Below are 20,446 nucleotides of genomic sequence, written 5' to 3' on the forward strand. Positions count from 1 at the left end.
GGTTGTAGTCAAATTTAAGGATAAGAGCCGACAACTTGTTAAAATCATTAACGTTTAATTGTACTGTAAGCTTTAACAACTTGGTTAGTAATTAATCGGCGACTAAGTGTAGGCAAAATATTCAACGTATTATATGCCATGCCACTTTTTAAGAGCTTTTGCTTATTAATCGCTTTCGAAATTAATTCTTGAATATGATGGACATCTTCACAATCTTCTATGAGAAAGCCATTCAAGCCATCCTCTATAATTTCGGCGGTAGCGCCACCAGGATTAGATTGTATAGGGAATGCTCCTGCACAAATTGCTTCTAATAATGTATTAGGCATTCCGTCACTGTTTGAATTACCAATATAGATAGCACTTTTACATAATAGCTCTATCAACTGCTTGTGACTTATAAGTCCATGAACAGTAATATTGGGAATCTTGCTTTCTTGAAATTTAAATACCTCAGAATTTTCAACACCAAAAACTACTACTTCAAAACTTTCTAATTTGAGAGAAATGCAGTCAAGTGCTTTTAACACTGGAATGGCTCTGCCGGATCTATTTTGATTTCCTTTTACCGCAATGATTTTACGATCTTGAAAAGGTATTTTATATTTTTCAAATAGCTCTAAATCAAATCCACCTCCACCTGGAAAAACGCCTAGATGCTCTCCTGTAAAACCTAATTCATTAGCAATATTTTGATCGCGAGCACAGTCTGCAAACATGTAATTAACGCGAGGCAATACGGCTTGAATATCTTTTAAATATTCTGGTTCATTTCTATAATAAAATAAATCACTACCCCATGAGGAGTATAGCCATGGAATATTATTTTGGTACATTACAGGTAATATAGGTGTGCAACTTACATAGAGTGCAAAACTATGTACCGCATCTGGTTGAATTTCTTGTAACGCTTTCGCGAAAGCATCCTCTATAGAGTGATCATATCTTCGAACTAAAATCCTATATAATTGAGGAAATTTATTTTTTATAAACGTACGCCCTCTTTTCTTCAAAAAACCTTTTTTCCATCCTGTGACTTGCGTCATCCAGCTCATAGATGGTGCATAACCTTGATCTAGTATATCAAACCAGTACACATCATGACCACTATCTCGCAACTGATTTGACCAGCGACGAAAATGTATAGAATTCATTGATACTAGTAAGATCCTCATTGTTATACTATAGACTTTTTTAAGGAGTAAATGTATCGCTTAAATAATGTCAAGGATAGATTTGATTTAAGTATTTGTAACATTAAAAAAGCTCCTCTTAAAAACTTTTTATCTCTATTGTAAGATGTTACTAGTGCTAATTGATGGTGCTCTAAACTATTTTTAAACAATGCTTCATTAGGCTCTAGAGCTTCCAAATGCGTTAAGTTTTTGATGATTTCTAAATTTCGAATAGCCACATTAGTATTATCCTCTCTCATACGTGCAGACACACCTATAGTACTTCTATAAACAGCCGTAACCTCTGCTAGTTTAAATGCTGCAGTATTTGTCAAAGACATAACTAGCAAATACGATGGCCAGTCGCCATAAGGAAATTTATGAAAAAACTGTGGTAATTCTAGAACACGATACACATTGAGAAACACTGCAGTAGGTGCTATAATTTTATTTTCTAGAGAAAGCTCACTTAACGCAATAGGCCCAGTATATTTATCTATATCTATTTCATTTATTTTACCACCTATAGATTTAAAACAACTTGTACCTACTACACTATACTCTTTATTCTTTTCTAAGAAGTCAACTTGAAGTTGAAGTTTATTATTATTAATCCAGTAGTCATCACCATCACAAATTGCGACGTATTTGCCTCTGAGCCACTTTGAAGTTTTTACAAAGTTACCCATCAAACCTAGGTTCTTTTCCTGCTTAATAAAAGTGATATTACTATTTATAGCGGCTAAACTTTCACAAATTTGTGGCGTTTTATCGCTACTTGAATCATCACTTATAATGATGGCAAATGGAAAATTAGTTTTCTGAGAAAGAATACTCTCTATAGTTTGAAGGATATAAGGCTCTTGATTATAACAAAGTACAAAAACACTTACGGTAGGCTCTTCATCTCTAAGTATATTTAGCTCTTCAAAATACATAGGCACTTTCATCTATAATGTACTTCAAGCGTGATGACATTACTTTCAGACATTTTATACTTGTAAAAAGAATCTCTAGCTTTAGAAACAACCCATTCTAAGATAATGTTATTTGCTTCTCTAATCGTTATAAAATTCAAAGCTTTACCTCTGGCTTTTCTCTTTATTTTCTTAATAAAGTCGTGTCTTTCTGGATGCTCTCTTACTGTTAATAAAACTCTCTTCCCTACACAGTTTTCTATATAATACAAGGCAGATTTTACTTGATCACGAGTTGTAAGAACATTTATTTTGACCTCGTCTACATTAAGGTCATATGAATCAGGAATTATGCCTGTGCCAGATGAATTATTTGCCTTTACAACACTTCCTTTTTGTACTCTGTTTAGGTATTGACCATTTATTAATTCTAAAGTTTCAGCAAAAGGATAGTTACTCTTGAAACTTCGATACATTTTAGGGTGCCATTGATGCTTGAAGTATAGAGTGTTTTCTACGAACTCTACTGTAACACCTGCTCTTTGCAGTCTTATATGTACATCTGTATCCTCCCCTCCCCAACCGTGATAAAATTCATCAAACCCACCTATAGACTTGAGTTTTACTGTTGGAAAAATCGAAATTCCGGTTGCTTCGTGAGTTGAGATACCCTTAACGATATATTTATGAAATGAAACTTCTCTTTTACTTTCGCTCTCGGTTAGGAAACCCACGGGAAAATAAAGGGCCTTTGCACTGTGCAAATGTGAGTGTCCTTCTTCTAAAAAATCAGGATGCCACAGCATATCTATATCACTTACCATAAAGTATTGAGAAGAACAGTCTTTTAGTACTGAATTTATAATTCTAGACTTGTTCCAAAGCTGCCCTTGTGTTTGATATAAGATAATTTGGAGTTTAGAAAATTTCGCACAGACATTTTTCAGTTCCTTTTGATAACCTACTGGGCTTCCATAATCTACCAGAATCAGCTTAACATTTTCTTCGATCTGACTGTAAACAGAGCTTATAGACTTTACAACAAGTTGTAAATCTCTATTCCTGTTAGGTAAGACTACGGTTAAAAGATCTTGCATTCTATTTTAAATATTTATGGCTTTATTGTAGGTAAATTAAATTACTTAAGTGCTTTATATGTCTCTTCTAGATACTGTTTACCCCACTTTTGACAAGGCTCTAAGTGATTTCCTTCAGCCCACTCATTCCAAGCATTTATAAATAGATAATTTTCTGGCATTTTTTGCCAAGGATAATTTAAAACGATATGCTTTAACCATTTTGCATATTTCTGCGGAGTTGAATTATGTAAAGCAAAATAATTCTTTTTTCGTCTAGCGGTATTATCCCACATAGGAGTTATTCCAGGATAGACCTTCGATTTAAACTCAGTATTTATCTGTAAATCAACAAACTGTTCATAATCATAAAATAACTCATAACGATTATCTATAGTCCATTTAAATTTACGTAGTAATGCGGTAGCATACCTCTTAAATACATTATTTTTAATACTGGAAGGTCTATTACTAAAATTAGGCTGAAAGTCATAAGAGAAATCAAACCCTCCTTCTCCAAGAAGCGACTGGTTTTTTTCTCCTAGCGCGTACCCCAAATAGATATCAGAAAAACCTGCTACCTTAACCTCCTCTCGCCATATCGCTATTGTTTTTTTAATATCAGGAAACAAGTTAGGTCGATATATAACAAATACTGGTTTTCCATTAGATTTCATGTAGCGATCATCTTTAAAGTATCTTATCAATTCCCTAATATGTAGTAAGTCATCTTCGTGCGAATACTTTTGCTCTAAAAGAATATTCTTTTCCCCACCGTCCCAAACTCTTGTCCAGTTCTCATTTGCCCAACATAACATAAAAGGAAAATCTTCCTTAATATTTTTAAGTTTACGCTCTAATGGTGTTTCTAGTATACGTTTTCCATTAAACCAATAGTGATAATAACAAAACCCAAATATTCCATTAGCACGAGCCAGATCCTCTTGTGCAATCCTTGCCTCCTCGAGTCTTAAGTCATAAAAACCAAGATCTGCTGGTAAATGAGGTTGATAATGTCCATCAAAAAAAGGCTTTGCTTTAGAAACATTAGTCCATTCGGTAAAACCATTACCCCACCATTCATTATTTTCTTTAATTGGGTGAAATTGTGGTAAATGAATAGCGATTGCTTTAATTTCCTTTGACATTCTTGTACTTACTTATAATTTTACGGTATAACCGCTTAGGGTATTTAATCAAAAGCGGCTCTCTACCTCTTCTTAAAATTTCTCGCCTTTTTTTTAATAAAACTCTTGCGTATTCAGGCTGTTTATTATTCTTAAAAAACTCTTCTAAAAGTCGTGTGGCTTGTAAAAAGCCATTCTTCATTTTAAAATAGTCTTGTGTCATTGAGTAAGGATGGATTCTATACTCAGCTAGTATCTCCCTGTTAAAACTAACCTTTTGAGAATAATAAAAATACTTCACCCAAAACACCCAGTCTTCGTGATTATCAAGCGACTCATCAAAATTTAATGTATTATCTAATAGAATATCATTTCTAAATAAGGCAGTATGGCAAGGTATTGACAGCTTAGACTCCCAGTTGAGTATAACACTATTAACCAAATTACTAGCGGATACAAAAGGAGTTAAATATCTATGTACTACATCTTGATTTGTCTCATTATCAAATGGCCTGTAATCACAAATACATATATCTGTATTATTTAAATTTACAAGTTGCTTCTCAAATTTAGTAGGCATAAGCAAGTCATCAGAATCTAACAATTGAATGTAAGTGCCCTGAGCAAGTTTAAGTCCGTAGTTGCGTGCACTGCTTAACCCGCCGTTATCTTTTTTAAAATATTTAAATCTATCATCTTTAATCACCCATTTGTGAGCTACAACGGCAGTCTCATCTGTGCTACCATCATCAATGATTAAGCACTCCCAACTCTTCTCTGTTTGAAGAAAAACAGAATCAAGTGTTTCATCAAGAAACATTGCTTGATTGTAAGAAGGTATTATGATTGATATTTTAATAATTTGTATTTAAAAGTTATACTATTTTCTATTGAAAAGACATAGGAAAAACATACACCACTAGTGAAGATTATTTATCTAAAACCTTTTGGGCTTATTTAAGCAAAACTTTATAGTATAAACAAAGCGCCTTAGAGCATACCATAAATCAACAACAAGGGCTTTTTTAAGCCTCCATCCAGTAGCAATAATACCTTTACCAGCAGAAAGGATGCTTACATCTTTATGCCAAAGCTGATAATTGCCTACTAAATCATTCTTCCATCTAAAAAATTGTTGCTTTTTTGTTCTGCGTATTTCATAACTAAAGATAGCAGGTGCAAACTCAATATCAAACCCTGCATTAACCACTCTTTTTGTCCACTCCTTATCTTCGAATGTAGCGACATCTTCTCTAAATGGATACTCCTCCCAAACTTTTTTACTAAAAGCAGAACCTGAGAATATTAATCCTGATTTATTAGGGTCAGTTTTTGCACTTATTTTATTTATGTAATTTCTATAATCATTTGGGCTATGCAAGCAACGTACACCAGCCAAGTTATTATTTGATTCAAATCTATCCTTTATTGTTTTAAAAAAATCGTGACTCACGGGATATGAATGCGCACTAAATATTACGACTATAGAAAATTGAGCTTTACTAGCAGCAAAGTTTGCACTTCCACCATAACTAAATTCCTTTATAGTTTCAAAGCGCGCATTATATCTAGTGGTTATCTCCTTACTTCTATCTGTAGATAAATTATCTACTACTATGATTTCAGAAATGTCTTCAGTGTATCGCTGTGTCAGGTTTTTTAATAAAAACTCCAGTGCTACTTCTTGATTTTTATTACGTATAACTACAGATATCATGTTTTAATTTTAACTTACTATCATTTTAAAGTAAAAAACAAGGATAACCCATTCTCATTTGCATTAAAATAGACTTAAGTATTTTGAGAATAAAAGCGTTTAATTAATCATTCAAATTGCCCCTATAAAAGTAATCAGCTAAGACTCGATTGAACATCAGTAAAATTCAAGTATACTAATGATATCCAACCAAATTTTATCACAATATATTTATTTAAACTCGAATGATAAGAAATTTTATAAAAATAAGCCCAACACAAGTAAAACAATACAAATTACTCTTTACAAAATGTTCTTTACATTTTTAAGCTCAAATATTGATGAGAAATTGCTAAACTTGCTTTTAAGTTAAATTCTACACACAATAAAATCAAGTCCATCTTTTAAAGCTATAAATGTAATTATTTATAAGTTTTAATTAATTAATTACATAATGATATTTAAAAGACTCTCTATAATTATACCCACCTATAATGAAGCTCCAACAATCCATTTAATTTTAAACAAAATTAAAGCAGTTCAACTTGAAAATAACATTGACAAAGAAATCATCATTGTAGATGACTATTCAAGTGACGGCACAGTTGATTCGATTAAAAATTACATTACAAAAAACAAAGATTTATCTATAAAATACTTTAGTCACACTAAAAATCAAGGAAAAGGTGCTGCTCTGCATACTGGCATTAAAAAAGCTACAGGGGAACTCACTGTCATTCAAGATGCAGACTTAGAGTATGACCCTGAAGAATACAACGACCTACTAAAACCAATACTTTTAGGAGCTGCAGATGTAGTTTATGGATCTCGTTTTATGGGAAGTAAACCGCACCGAATTTTATTTTTTTGGCATAGTATCGGAAATAAATTCCTAACAACTCTATCCAATATGAAAACGAATTTGAACCTTACAGATATGGAAACATGCTATAAAATGTTCAAAACGGAAATGCTGCAAAGTTTAATTCTAAAAGAAAAGAGATTTGGTTTTGAGCCGGAAGTTACTAGAAAAATTTCTAAGCTCAGAGGGGTGAGAATTTACGAAGTAGGAATTAGTTACTACGGAAGATCTTATGATGAAGGAAAAAAAATAGGCTGGAAAGATGGTTTTAGAGCAATTTACTGCATTATAAAATACTAAATGTTTATCAACATCTCAAATCCAAATTACTATAACCTATATTTTGTTGCTCCTATTATATGTTTTTGGACAGCTATAATATTTTGCAACTTAAAATACTTCCAGTCGCTTCTTTTAAAAATTTTAAATTATACAAAAGATAAGATCAATATTACGTGGGTATCATTTTTATTTTTAATCCCTAGCACTATTATTGCTTGGACTTTACCTCTCACTTACGACGAATCTTATACATTTTTACAATTTGTAAATAAATCTTTTTTTTATGCCATAGCAACCTACCCAGCTCCTAATAATCACATTTTCCATTCTATTTTAAGTAATTTAATATGGCATCTTTTTGGCTGGATAGGTAATCCAATCATCGTTCGTATACCCGCTTTGTTTTTCTCTTTTTTACTTATCAATGTTGTTTTTACTAACATCAAAAATCATAAGCTATTTTACACAATATTATTTAGCTGTGCTTTACTTTTAAACTTGCCATTTTTGTCATACACATTCCAAGCTAGGGGCTATATTTTTCAAGCTTTATTTGCGACTTTATCATTAATAGTTATTTTTAAAAATTCAGAAAACATAACTTTTAAACACCAAAACGAACTGCTTCTTTTATTATCAGGAATAGGTCTGTATACAAGCCCTGCTTACCTCTATAGCTTTTTAACATTCTATGCAGTTTTTTTAATTAAAAATTTACCGAAAGCTATTGATAATTACTTGTGGTTACTCAAAAGTGCTTTCTTTTTCACACTTACAATAATTACTTTATATTCTCCAATAATTATTTTCAGAGGGTACGAAAGTTTAATAAGCAATAAATTCGTTAGATCCATGAAAACTGTTGATTTTGATTTTATAATTCAGCACTATTTTCAAGTACTTATAGAAATTTCCGGAGGTTATATTTATTTTACTGTTCTATTAATTACAATAATATATTTTGCTAGAAAGAATAGACGCCCTGAAATCATAATTCTTTTCATACTTCCATTGGTTTTGATGATTGCATTAAAACAAACTCCATTCTCACGCATATTTTTACCAATTATCATTGGAATGACCAGCTTATGCGTTTTAGACATCGCAGATAATTATACAATCCCTAAAAAAATTGAAAACATTTTATCTCCCATTATTTTAGTACTTCTTTTAATTTTTATTCCTTCCTGTTTTTTAAAAACTAGTCATGGTGGTATAGATACTTCGTCAAATATTAAATCTATTGGCCCGTATCTCCATAAAAATTTTTTAATTGACAACTCTACTCAAGAACATGTCAAAATTTGTGCAGAAGCGCTATTAACCATAAAGAAAATAAAATACCAAAAAGGATCATTTACAAACACATCTTTAAAAGAAGGTGATGTTATTCTATTTACTGAACCCATGTACAACTTAGATGTATTCAAATTAGATTCTGTTACATCCTATGGAAAAAAAGTATATATTGGAAAGAAATACTAATGGATATTTCTTTCTCTAAGTGTTGTGATTGATCAAACCGAAAGTATTTTAAAATTTCTTTATAGTAAGCTGAAAGTGATATTAACGTGAAAAAATCTAAGAATAATTTAGTTTTAAAAATCATCTACAATATAATCTGAACTTTAAGTTATTTTCCACGAGCAACTACTGAGTTTAAGTAGATAAATGTGGAGGCTGGTAATACGTATAATCTTATTTCTTTGCCACTACTAGCTCTCTGAAAAATCTCAATGGCTTCAAAATAAATTTCCCCAATTTATATTCCAGAGATGCCTTTAAATAATCCTCACTTGATCTATGTTTTTTTATTAAGTAAAATAAATAATCCAAAGTGTTTTCAAAATTTGCCTCATAGATATCCCGATGTTTCTTATAAACATATTTTGAAGTATCCTCCAAATGATTTTTTATTGTATGCGTAAGCATAGACCTTTTAGATTTGCGATAATAAAATAAATACTCATCGACAAAGGATATAGCCATGCCGCCCTTAGTTATTGCAATCCAAAACTCCCAATCCTCAAGTCCATGCTTCATGCTCTCATCATAACCTCCTACTTGAGCCCATGACTCTTTCCTGTATAAGGAAGATGCCATCATGATATTTTCAAATAGAAGAGCATGGTATGACTCACCTTTGGGTTCTCTTTTGTTTACCACATTTGAAATACTATCCTCAAAGAAGATACTATTACAAGATACTACACCAATGTTTACACCATTTTCTAAGACTGGTACTAGTTTTTCTAAAAAACTCATATGCAACATATCATCTGCATCTAAAGGCAATATAAATGTGCCTTCGCAATTTTGTATTCCAGCATTACGAGCACTAGACAAGCCACCATTTTCTTTATACACATACTTGAATCGATCATCTTTCTCACACCATCTCATAGCTTGACTTTCCGTGTCATCTGGACTTCCATCGTTTACGATGATACATTCCCAAGCCGTATACGTTTGCTCTAAAACAGATTGTAAACTCTCTTTTAAAAAATGAGCTTGATTGTAGCAAGGAACAATGATGGAGACGAGTGTACTCATTAAAATTTATTTAAAAGCTTGAATCTTACCAAAGCATTAATAATTCTAGACTTTTTAAGACTATTGAGAACTCTTTTCATAAGCACTGTTTCTTCTACATCTTGATAGAAAAGTGTGTATTCTTCATTCAATACTCCTTGCTTTTCCGCCTCTTTTGAAGACCAATTTTTAGGATCAGAGCTCATTCCCCCTATGTAAAATGTTGTCAAGACCTCCGGAACATGTTTGTAGGTTAATTGAAATTTACAGATAGCGTCTATAAAAAACTTCCAGTCAGATACTATTTTAAAATCCTCTTTATATGTTCCCACTTTCGCGAAAGCCGTCTTTTTAATAAAAGTGGCTGGATGGGGTAAGGTATCATCCACAAAATAAGAAAATGACAACTTTTTGGGATACTTCTTAATAAAGATATTACGCTCTTCTACCACCTGTAAATCAAAATAAATAATACTTTCTCCTCTAAGATGCTTTATCGCATTTTCAAGAACATCAGAATTAAGAAAGTGATCTCCTGCATTTAAAAATAAAACATACTCACCAGAAGCTTGCTCAATCCCTTTATTCATCGCGTGATACACCCCTCTATCAGATTCGCTTATACAATAAGAAAAGGTATTTTGTTGTGCTTTTATATAATCCTCACTCCCATCTGTAGATCCTCCATCAATGATGATATGGTCAAACCTCTGAAGAGACTGTGCATGCACACTCTCAATGGTCTTTTTAAGACCTTTGAAATCATTATAATTAACTGTGATGATGGAGAGCTTTGTCATTTCTAACCTGTAGTGGCCGCTAATTTAGCTTTATGAATTATAGATTTACTGATGATTTTGAAACAAACTCATGTATATTATCAAAATAATTCTCCACTAACTGAAGATCATCTTCATTAAAATCCCACCACTGTATTTTCTTTAACTTTTCAATCTGTTCTTCTTCAAAACGATACTTTATAATTTTTATGGGATTTCCAACGGCAACGGCATAAGCTGGTATATCCTTAGATACGACCGCTCCAGCACCTATAATAGCTCCATCACCTATGGTTACACCATCTAAAATTGTTACATTCATGCCTATAAATACATCATTACCTATTCTGATGGGTGCAAATTCCTGAAACTTATTTTGTTTACAAAGAGTTAACCCATTTTGCTTTGCTGTAGAATAGAACATCGGGCTAGTTGAAATTCCTTGTGATGGATGAATACCCCATCCACAAACTAGATTAGGGCCTATGGAACAAAACTTCCCCACAACGGTATTTTTAAAAGACGAGTTTTGGGAAACATAGGTATAGTTACCTATCACTGAGTTTATAATTGTCGCACGTGGATAAATTTTTGTTTTACTTCCCAAATGGCTGTTTACGATGCTATTTTTAAATTTCTTGAGGTCTGGAACGATTTTGTAAACCAGGCCCTTCATTTTAAAAACAATCCTTTTTCGGATTCCTTTTGTAGCCTTTTTTTTGAGATCATTATAAAATGATGTGATTACGTCACGGGCTTCTGCATTTTCTATTTTAGGGTGACGCTCTACAGCTATTCCCTTTGCGAGCTCTCTATGAGCAAACTCAGAGTTACTCCCATTATGTACACCGCTGTTATCAAAACCTATATTATCTACGAGTGACTTTCTAGGAAATAATGTAAACCCACCCTTTAAAATTACAGATGCATGCCATTTTACAAACCAAGTTTTTAGATCTCCTGTTATATTAGCTGCAAGTTGTTTTGAGAGATAATCCCCACCAAAACCATCTAGTTTACAGAAAAGCACTTGCATATTGATCGCATTCCATAAGTCTACCGATGAGTCATTAAAATGTGACCAAGCGTCTTTCCAGGTAGCCCACCCCCAGCATAGGGTTACATTGTAAAAAAAGGTTTCAGGAAGCTCCCTTTTATGCGGATACATGTATCCAGATATATGCATGACATCTGCATCGTCTTTATAAAGGCAAAGAGCATCATTCATATACTTTAAAAAACCCTTAGAGACTATAATATCATCTTCAAGAACAATCACATGACCATACTTGTTTACGACTGTAGACACGCCATCTTTAATATTTTCTGCAAGGCCAAAATTAGTATCGCGTTTTATAACTTTCACCTCCTTAAAGCGCGACTCACCATCTGCTAACGCTCTTACCTCATTAATTGCTGTTAATAAACTCCTATCACTATCCTCCTTAGTACCATCACAATAGATATGAAGTACACTTTCTTTTGCTTCTTCGTTTTGAGCTAGCGCATCTAGCGTCTGCTTTGTGTGAAAGGGACGATTATAAACGAATAAAACAATAGGTGAAAAGGTCATATTACTAATATACTTTAAATTGTCAGTCTGAGAAATTATTAAAAGAAAATGCTTTGTTCTCACTCATACTTACTGTACTTCCTGAAAAATGTTTTCAACATCTTTTAATAGCAACTGAATATAGTATGGGATTATATTTACTTTTTTGCTTAAGGCTATGTTTGTGTGTTTAGTATATCAAACACTAGTTTTCATTTAAATCGCTCAACTTATTCCCTAAAAACAAAAAAAGAAGTCCTGATAATAATAGGGATAAAATCTTTTGCGCGGGCTTTGATTTCTCCAATTCCCTAAGCATCAAAAATCTATTACTGTTTAATAATTTAGTGTCAATTTGACTTCTTTTAATAATGTCATATCCACTATTTGAAAAAAGTGATCGTAATACTTCCTTATGTTCTTTAAACTTAAGTTCTTCATTACTATTACTCACCCCATTCATATCAAAATATGAAATCGCAATATCAATATAGTTTACGGTGGCACCGCCTTGAATAATTGCCTTCAAAAAAAACTTCCAATCTGAAACTATTTTTAGATTTACGTCATAAAGTCCGTATCTATCAAACAACGCTCTTCTATGAAAAGTTGCGGGATGTGGTAAACTATTTCCATCAAAAAGCAAGTTTAAATCAATAGTCCTTCCAGCTATCCCTTTATACTCCCTTTGATTTGTTTCATTATAATATTGAATATAATTACCATAAACAATATCAGATTCGCTTAGATGACTAGAAACTCTTTTTAAAACATCTTGATCCTTTAACCAATCACCAGAATTTAAAAAAAGAATATAATCGCCAGTAGCAGCTTCTATTCCTTTATTCATAGCGTCATAAATCCCTTGATCTGGCTCGCTAATCCAATAACTATAGTTTTCTCTTGTATTTATAATAAGTTCTTTGCTACCGTCATTACTATCCCCATCGATTACGATGTGCTCAAAATCTTTGAATGACTGCTTGTAAACACTAGTGATAGTCTTTTCTAACCCTAGCACGTCATTCATATTAACAGTGACAATACTCAAAATCATACTTCTTCTATTTTTTGGCAATCAAGTTTACATACGGATATCTTAACCTCATAACATCTTGAACTAATCCTCCATTCTCTAGTGTAAACCACTTATATCCCAATTCTTCAATCATCTTGTACACATCTTGAACCATGTAACCCGCATTGAAGGTGTTTTGCTCTGTAAATTCAACCATCAAAATTGGCGAGAAATTCTCCAAAAAGGTTAATCCTCCTAGCAATGTAAATTTCTCCCAACCCTCAACATCAATTTTAACTAAACGTATGTTGCTCTTATCTATTCTTTCTAGTTCTTTATCTAGTGTACTTACAGGAACTTTAATGGATTCTTGTAATTTATTATCGCTACTAGATGCAAGAGAATTCCAAGCATCATGACCATTATTAGATATAAAGAAATCCATATCACCTGCTTTATCAGAAAGTGCTAGTTGTCTAGCTTCTATATTCTTAAAATCATTTAGAGAAATGTTCTCGATTAGTCTATTGTAAGTGATTGGTGTAGGTTCAAAACTAATTACCCTCCCAGTATCTCCAACTTTTGGTGAAGCAAAAAGAGAAAACAACCCAACGTTTGCCCCAATATCAATAAAAATATCACCTTCTTTCAAAACAGATTCTAAGTAAGATACCTCTTCTACTTCAAACCCTCTGTATATAGGCTGTGATAAAACACTGTCTCTATAGAGGTTTATTTTTACAGAATTATTTAATTTATAGACAAAAGAATTCTGCCCATTAAACAAGTCACTCCATTCTTTGTCCTTTTGTCCAAGAGTAATTGTATGTCGCTTCAAATCAATTTTATAAATATAGTTTTTCAAGACTTTGGCAGTCTTAATAGCTAGCCTATAGAGTATATTATCAAACATTATTTGTTATATAAATTATTTTTTAATCGTCTCCCAGTTCAATGATGGCATTATTAAACCTGGACGATCCTCCATGTAAACTGCATTTATTCCTTCTAAATTTTTAACCTCAATATTTTTTCCTAAACCGTCATTATAAATGATCCACCTTTTATTGTGAACACCAATGGCCAACTGGATAAAATAAGAGCCCTCCTTAAGTAAGTTTGAGGAGATTACACTCCTACATATAAACTCTCCTTTTTCTAGCTCTTTTATCTCAGTATTCGCATCATCATGATAACTCCTAAAGAGTAAACTGTTAGTCTTCAAGTCGATAAAGTCATACCCTACTCTACAACCTATTAAACTTTTAAACAACTCAAATTTAATCTCGACCATTAAAGGTAAGTTTGTATAAAACACGCCTTCAGGTGATTCGTCTTGATAAATATTGAATGAATCTAACCTGAATTCATCATCATCCTGATTTATAATAAAATCACCTATAGAATTGTTCGTATTATCTTCTGCATTTTCGGTTAAGTATATTTCGATACCATCCTTGGTAGCACCATCAAAACTAATTTCGCCATTTTTAAGTACGATACAACGATCACACAATTGCTGTATACTACCCATATTATGGCTCACTATAAGTACCGTTCTCCCTCCAGTTTGTGATATATCCTGCATCTTACCAATAGCCTTTTTCTGGAACTCAGCATCTCCTACTGCAAGCACCTCATCTACCACAAGAATATCTGGCTCTAAGAATGCCGCTACCGCAAACCCTAATCGCACACGCATACCACTTGAATAACGCTTTACAGGAGTATCAATGTACATCTGACAGCCTGAAAAGTCCACAATCTCATCAATCTTAGCAGTAATTTCAATTTTGGTCATTCCCAAAATAGCCCCGTTTAAAAAGATATTTTCTCGTCCCGTTAATTCTGGGTGCATCCCAGTACCTACTTCTAGTAAGCTCGCAATTCTACCTTTAGTCTTTATACTGCCTGTAGTTGGACTGGTTACTCTTGATAATAACTTTAGTAACGTTGATTTTCCTGCACCATTCTTTCCAATAATGCCGAGAATTTCTCCTCTCTTAACTTCAAAATTAATATCCTTTAATGCCCACACATAATCAGAACTAGCGCTAGCACTTCGATCATTTACAGCTCCTATCTGTAAGTACGGGTCATCTTTCCCCCTTAACTTTGCCCAAAACCGATTAATGTCATGGCCCAAAGTTCCAGTCCCTACAACACCTAGACGATATTGTTTTGATATATTTTGTGCCTTTAATATTATATCGTTCATTGATTTAATGCTTTAAAAGGACATACCTCAAGAAGTGTCTTTTGTAAACTTTCTATAACTCCTATATCTGGAAGTGCATTTTTATGATTTTCAACGAAGGAAACCCAATGATTTACATCTTCTGGTGTATGTACTGTCAATGCTATGTAGGGATCTAAACCTACAGATATAAAATAATCATGGTATTTTACACCATCACCAAAAATTTTATCTGAAAAAATTACTTGAACTGCAGGTATTTGATAAGCGTGAGCTACAATTACACCGTGTAACGATGATGCTATAATACGCTCACAAGAGAGAATTTCTTTAGTTGTAGACTCTATGTCATTTGTTCTAAAATCTATAACCTTCACCTCTGGAATATTAGCAAACATTTGTGCTACAGCTACATAATCATTGATGTGAGGTATCACTCCAATTTTTGTTTTTTTAGCAAATGTATTCTCAAAGAAAAGTGGCAATAATAGCGCTGGATCACCATACACTTCTGGACATGCATAGCCCATACTAAGTAATCGCTTTCGCGAAAGCGGGCCTCTCACTGCTAGAAAAGTGGCGTTAGAAATCACAGAATCTCTATGGTTTATACCACTACCCCAAACAGTACAACGAGGACCTATATGCTCTAAAACACTCCCAATGGTTACATATAAAGGTTCCCATAAATTTTTAAGATGAAATTTATTTGCGCGTACCCACTTAACAGATTTTCCTGAAATCTTTTTTACAAGGTATTTTCCTAAGAGATCTCCATAGTTCTCTTTTTTCTTCTTTTGGATATGTATCTCACTCCACCAATATAGTCGTATCGAATTTCTCATTAGACAGTATCGATAAAGGTTTTTTCTGTTTTATTAAACACAATTAATCCCATTAAAAGAGATACTACTGCGACAACACTACTTATAATAAGTCCATTGAAATTTAAGTATTCACTACCTAACAAAAGATTCCTATACAACTCAATAGTTTGTGCGAGTGGGTTTGCTTCAATGAGCCATGCGTACTCAGAACTCTTCTTTTTGGCTTCTGCTATCGGATACATTACTGCACTCAAATACATCAACAAATTGATTCCAAAAGAAACTAATATAGTTAAGTCCCTATATTTTGTGGTGAGAGAACTCAAAATCATTCCCACTCCTAAGCCTAACAGTGCCATGTTTAGAACACAAATAGGCAACAACCATATATAAACAGAGGGAGCAATAGAGGCGTCTTTTGCCAATACGAAATACAAGTAGAAAATGAAAAATATAAATAGCTGTATAATGTATTTAAATAGCCCTGAAATAACCTTAGAAGCCGGAACAATAAACCTTGGGAAGTACACCTTACCAAATAGTCCTGCGTTTGCTGTAAAAGTAGTACTACTTGTACTAAGACATTCTTTAAAATAATTCCACAAGGTAACTCCAGCAAGATTAAATAAAAATGGAGGAACAGCCCCAGTATCTATATTAGCAAATGTGTTGAAAACAAGCGTAAAAACCACACTAGTAAATAATGGTTGTATGAGATACCATAAAGGTCCAAGAACAGTTTGTTTATAAACAGTTACAATATCACGCTTTACAAAAAGAACTAGCAAATCCCTATACCGCCAAATCTCTTTGAGATTTAGATCTATGAGCTTCCCCTTAGGTTTGATTTCGTAAAGCCAGTCTTCGTCATCTTTCATTTTATCAACCATAAACCCTCTCTACTTACGACCTCTTATCAGTCTACCTAACTTACCTAACAAGCCTCCTTTTCTTTCCTCCTCATGGTACCCGTTATTATAAGTACCATAGCCGTATCCATAACCGTAGCCTGCGCCATAACCGTAGCCATAACCATACTTACGCTTCTGTTGGAAATAGTTGAGTACAAAACTTACATGTTTTATTTCTCCTTTTTCATACTTATCTGTAACCAGGCCAAGCATATCTTTTCTAGTATACCCTTGACGCACCATATATAAAGACGCATCCACATAAGGCATTAACTCAAATGCATCAGAGACAAGGCCTAATGGAGGTGTATCAAAAACAATATAGTCATACTCTTCCTTAAGCTTATTAATAAATTCATGCATTGCGTCACTTATAATAAGTTCCGACGGGTTAGGTGGTATAGGTCCAGAAAGGATAACATCTAGATGATCAATACCTGAAGGTTGTTTTACTTCGTCTAGCGTTGCATCCCCTATCAAATAATTAACTACTCCCTTATCATTCTCTAATTCAAAATCGTCAAATATCTTCGGCTTACGTAAATCAAGTCCCACTAGCACTGTTTTCTTTTCGCTCAAAGCGAAAACGGAAGCAAGATTCATAGAGGTAAATGTTTTTCCTTCCCCACTCACACTTGATGTTACTAATACCGTCTTTGCACCCGTAACTCCCTTCTTCTTGTACATAAACTGCAGGCCAGAACGCAAGCCTCTAAAAGCCTCTGCCATTGCAGATCGAGGGTGATCACGCACTACGAGTCCTGAGGTACGCTTACTTTTACCTATCACTCCAAGTACAGGAATGGAAGAGCGCTTCTTAACATCTTCAGGAGTACCTATTTTTGTATCTAAAAAGAAGATAATCAATACCAAGGCTAAAGGAACCACAATTCCAAAGGTGGCTGCCATCACCTTATTGAGTTGTGTATTCGGACCTATAGGTCCTCTACCTACGTCTTTTGCTTTGTCTATAAATAAGATGTCTGAAACGTTTGAGGCTTTTATTATCTCTGCCTCACTGCGTTTTGTGGTGTATAAATTATATGCTTCCTGACTTATGGTAAAACGACGTTGTATTTCTGCAAGTTCTTGTTCTTCTTTTGGAAATTGCCTAAGCTTCCTTTCGGCTTGACCTATTTCTCTATTTAAGTTTGAAATTTGCGAATTAATCTGAGATTTACTGGATCTTATATTTTCAAACAGGACTGCTTTCTCTGCATCTATACGTCTATCAAGATCTCTAAAAGCTGGGTTACCTTCCTTTGCTGTATATGCAAGATTACTACGTTGTAATGCAAGCTGGATAATACTTGACACCCCTGATGTTATACTTCCTTCATTAATAAGAGAGACAGAAGGTGCAGGCACGTTTGTATAATCTGTGCGTGTTCTTAAATATTCTTCTAACTGCTTGTAATAAACAAGTTGTCTTGCTAAGTCATCTTTTTCGTTATCTATCGTCTGTAGTTCTTCACTTATTTGCTCCGCTCCTCCAGATAGTGTAATAGCACTATTTTTATTTTGGAACGAATTAAGATCATTCAATGCCTTATCTAAATCAACATTACTTGACTTAAGACTACTATCGATATACTTTATAGTTTTTGTAGCAAATAGATTCTTCTGGCGCAATTGCTCTTCCGTACGCACCTCAATACTTGCATTAAGGTAATCTATGAGTCGTTTTTTATTAGTCCCTACAAGGCTTAACTCTAAAGTAGAACTTCCTCGCGGAGTTTGGGTAACTCCCATCCCACGATATCTTCCTGCGGTTCCATTAAAATTACCCATACTCACAAAGTACTCCTGACCTGCGGTAGGATAAACATCTGTGGCTAGCAATTGCCCTTTTAAGAATGGAGTATCAATGGTGTCGCCTAACTTAAAAACCTGATCAAAATCTGTAGATGGTGCAGGTACCGTTGATGGTTTAAGCGTGTTATAATTAAATAATGAAGCATTCCCTCCACTAAAGGGTATCGTAAGCCTCATGCTACCATCTCCTTGATCTACTACAGTAATTCTCTTTCCATATAACTGCGGAAATGAGTCATTAAGTTTTAATTGAAAAGGAGTGTATCCATACACATCCTCAATGGCATATTTGCCTTGTTTTTGATAGTTAATGTAGTACTGTAAGTATTGAACAACACGCTCTGCATGTGTTCTAGATTTAAGCATGATAATACTAGTTTGTACCTTATCTGTAGTGCCACCCCAGTTAAAAACCAAACTTGTATTCCCTCCAAACATTTGATTTTGATCATCTTTTATAGAGATCATACTTGTCTCTCTATAAATAGGCACTTTACGCACGTTAATATAATGCGCTATAGAGAAGGCAATAAGCAATGATATCACAAATAACCACCAAAAGCTTAAGAGCCTAAACAGGAATCCCTTAAAATCAAAAAAACCTCCGGAGCTTTGTACGTCAAATTCTTCTTCCATCACTTATCGGGTTGCTAGTAATATTACAGAGGCTAGCGTTGTTACTAATCCTAATATGGTAGTAAATGCTTGCAGCCCGGTTGTACCAATACCTATAGCTTTTTGAGGTAGCGGATTTACTGTTATAATATCATTAGGTTGTATGTAGTAGTAAGGTGACTGCATCACATCTATGTTTGTAAGATCCACATGATGTACACGTTGCCCTCCTGGATATTGTCTTATAATAAGTACATCTGTAAGGTCACCCGTAAGTGGCACACCTCCAGCATTTGCTATCGCCTCAAGTATGGATACTTTCTCTGCAAGCACATTTTGAGTTCCAGAGGCTCCTATCTCTCCTACTAGCGTATATCGTATTCCTGGTAGTTTTACGGTTACAAATAAATCGGCCTCGTCTTTTATATAATCTGCTAGGAGTCTTTTTTCTATAATTTCTCTTATCTCGTCGGTTGTTCTGCCTAAGACATTAATTTCACCTAACTCTGGAACGCGGATGTTTCCATGAGTATCTATGGCAAAGCCATCATAATAAAAACCTTCGTCAAGGGATACGCCTCCATTGCTGGAAGGATTAAAAAAGTCAACCAATTGTTGATCCAATGCTTTCAGCCGAATACTCAATATATCGCCTATTTGTACTCGGTATGGTGGTTGCTGTTGCTGTAGAGATACAATACTGTCTGTAGCGCGCTCTGTCTCGCGCAAATAGGTAATGTCTTTAAGGGGCACACAAGAAGCTGTACTCGCGATAATTACGAGTAAAAGCAGTATGATTGGGTATCTCATTTATGTAAAGTTAGGCATCACAAATATAGCGTTTCATCGATAAAAATAAAACGTTCACAGATGGATGCTTAGTTATTAGCTTAAAATTATCAGAAATTAACTAAAAACAATGCTACGCAACGACTTAAAATCAAGTTATTTCTATTTGTAAGCGTTATTTTTGCTTTCGCGAAAGCGTAAAAGCATACCCATAATACTAAAAAACTGGTTGATCACTCATGTGACCAACTAATCGTAAATGGTGCAACGTATTGC

18 protein-coding genes are annotated in these 20,446 nt (G+C 33.9%); 2 read left to right on the forward strand and 16 right to left on the reverse strand.

Annotated elements, in window-relative coordinates:
* Positions 1–47: 47 nt before the first annotated feature.
* From ACJJVW_RS02520 to ACJJVW_RS02545, 6 genes are all read right to left on the reverse strand, one after another.
* Positions 48–1,154, reverse strand: coding sequence for a glycosyltransferase (locus ACJJVW_RS02520; protein ID WP_405250656.1), 1,107 nt, complete (start codon positions 1,152–1,154; stop codon positions 48–50).
* A gap of 23 nt (positions 1,155–1,177) precedes the next feature.
* A complete protein-coding gene (locus ACJJVW_RS02525) occupies positions 1,178–2,125 on the reverse strand; it encodes a glycosyltransferase family 2 protein (RefSeq protein ID WP_405250657.1) in 948 nt (315 codons plus the stop codon).
* On the reverse strand, positions 2,122–3,189 hold the full coding sequence (locus ACJJVW_RS02530) for a glycosyltransferase family 2 protein (protein WP_405250658.1): 1,068 nt from the start codon (positions 3,187–3,189) through the stop codon (positions 2,122–2,124). The genes ACJJVW_RS02525 and ACJJVW_RS02530 overlap by 4 nt, the downstream gene beginning before the upstream one ends.
* 41 nt (positions 3,190–3,230) lie before the next feature.
* Positions 3,231–4,316, reverse strand: a complete 1,086-nt coding sequence (locus ACJJVW_RS02535) for a glycoside hydrolase family 99-like domain-containing protein (RefSeq protein ID WP_405250659.1) — start codon at positions 4,314–4,316, stop codon at positions 3,231–3,233.
* Positions 4,300–5,163 (reverse strand): glycosyltransferase family 2 protein, encoded by an 864-nt coding sequence (locus ACJJVW_RS02540; protein WP_405253049.1) that lies wholly within the window; start codon positions 5,161–5,163, stop codon positions 4,300–4,302. The genes ACJJVW_RS02535 and ACJJVW_RS02540 overlap by 17 nt, the downstream gene beginning before the upstream one ends.
* A gap of 69 nt (positions 5,164–5,232) precedes the next feature.
* Positions 5,233–6,012 carry a glycosyltransferase gene (locus ACJJVW_RS02545; RefSeq protein WP_405250660.1) on the reverse strand — a complete coding sequence of 260 codons (780 nt, stop codon included), beginning with the start codon at positions 6,010–6,012 and terminating at the stop codon, positions 5,233–5,235.
* Between the two features lie 433 nt (positions 6,013–6,445).
* Here ACJJVW_RS02545 and ACJJVW_RS02550 point away from each other — a divergent pair, with 433 nt between their 5' ends.
* Together ACJJVW_RS02550 and ACJJVW_RS02555 are read left to right on the forward strand one after the other, a co-directional pair.
* The gene (locus tag ACJJVW_RS02550) at positions 6,446–7,153 is read left to right on the forward strand and encodes a glycosyltransferase family 2 protein (RefSeq protein ID WP_405250661.1); all 708 of its coding nucleotides are present in this window, start codon (positions 6,446–6,448) and stop codon (positions 7,151–7,153) included.
* Positions 7,154–8,620 carry a hypothetical protein gene (locus ACJJVW_RS02555; RefSeq protein WP_405250662.1) on the forward strand — a complete coding sequence of 489 codons (1,467 nt, stop codon included), beginning with the start codon at positions 7,154–7,156 and terminating at the stop codon, positions 8,618–8,620.
* Between the two features lie 213 nt (positions 8,621–8,833).
* Here ACJJVW_RS02555 and ACJJVW_RS02560 read toward each other — a convergent pair whose 3' ends face one another.
* From ACJJVW_RS02560 to ACJJVW_RS02605, 10 genes are all read right to left on the reverse strand, one after another.
* A complete protein-coding gene (locus ACJJVW_RS02560) occupies positions 8,834–9,688 on the reverse strand; it encodes a glycosyltransferase family 2 protein (protein WP_405250663.1) in 855 nt (284 codons plus the stop codon).
* Positions 9,688–10,467, reverse strand: coding sequence for a glycosyltransferase family 2 protein (locus ACJJVW_RS02565; protein ID WP_405250664.1), 780 nt, complete (start codon positions 10,465–10,467; stop codon positions 9,688–9,690). The genes ACJJVW_RS02560 and ACJJVW_RS02565 overlap by 1 nt, the downstream gene beginning before the upstream one ends.
* Positions 10,468–10,504: 37 nt before the next feature.
* Entirely contained in the window at positions 10,505–12,019 is a 1,515-nt protein-coding gene (locus ACJJVW_RS02570; protein WP_405250665.1) for a DapH/DapD/GlmU-related protein, read from the reverse strand.
* 184 nt (positions 12,020–12,203) lie between these two features.
* Positions 12,204–13,055: a glycosyltransferase family 2 protein gene (locus tag ACJJVW_RS02575; RefSeq protein ID WP_405250666.1), complete on the reverse strand. Its 852-nt coding sequence runs from the start codon at positions 13,053–13,055 to the stop codon at positions 12,204–12,206.
* A 7-nt stretch (positions 13,056–13,062) separates the two neighbouring features.
* Positions 13,063–13,929 (reverse strand): FkbM family methyltransferase, encoded by an 867-nt coding sequence (locus ACJJVW_RS02580; protein WP_405250667.1) that lies wholly within the window; start codon positions 13,927–13,929, stop codon positions 13,063–13,065.
* A 15-nt stretch (positions 13,930–13,944) separates the two neighbouring features.
* Positions 13,945–15,234: an ABC transporter ATP-binding protein gene (locus ACJJVW_RS02585; RefSeq protein WP_298328224.1), complete on the reverse strand. Its 1,290-nt coding sequence runs from the start codon at positions 15,232–15,234 to the stop codon at positions 13,945–13,947.
* Positions 15,231–16,058 (reverse strand): polysaccharide pyruvyl transferase family protein, encoded by an 828-nt coding sequence (locus ACJJVW_RS02590; RefSeq protein WP_405250668.1) that lies wholly within the window; start codon positions 16,056–16,058, stop codon positions 15,231–15,233. Before ACJJVW_RS02590 ends, ACJJVW_RS02585 begins: the two co-directional genes overlap by 4 nt.
* Entirely contained in the window at positions 16,058–16,930 is an 873-nt protein-coding gene (locus ACJJVW_RS02595; protein ID WP_298328230.1) for an ABC transporter permease, read from the reverse strand. Before ACJJVW_RS02595 ends, ACJJVW_RS02590 begins: the two co-directional genes overlap by 1 nt.
* A gap of 9 nt (positions 16,931–16,939) precedes the next feature.
* Positions 16,940–19,402 (reverse strand): tyrosine-protein kinase, encoded by a 2,463-nt coding sequence (locus ACJJVW_RS02600; protein ID WP_298328233.1) that lies wholly within the window; start codon positions 19,400–19,402, stop codon positions 16,940–16,942.
* 3 nt (positions 19,403–19,405) lie between these two features.
* A complete protein-coding gene (locus ACJJVW_RS02605; RefSeq protein ID WP_405250669.1) occupies positions 19,406–20,191 on the reverse strand; it encodes a polysaccharide biosynthesis/export family protein in 786 nt (261 codons plus the stop codon).
* Positions 20,192–20,446 lie beyond the last annotated feature (255 nt).

The organism is Dokdonia sp. Asnod3-C12 (assembly GCF_045063975.1).
Lineage (GTDB): Bacteria > Bacteroidota > Bacteroidia > Flavobacteriales > Flavobacteriaceae > Dokdonia.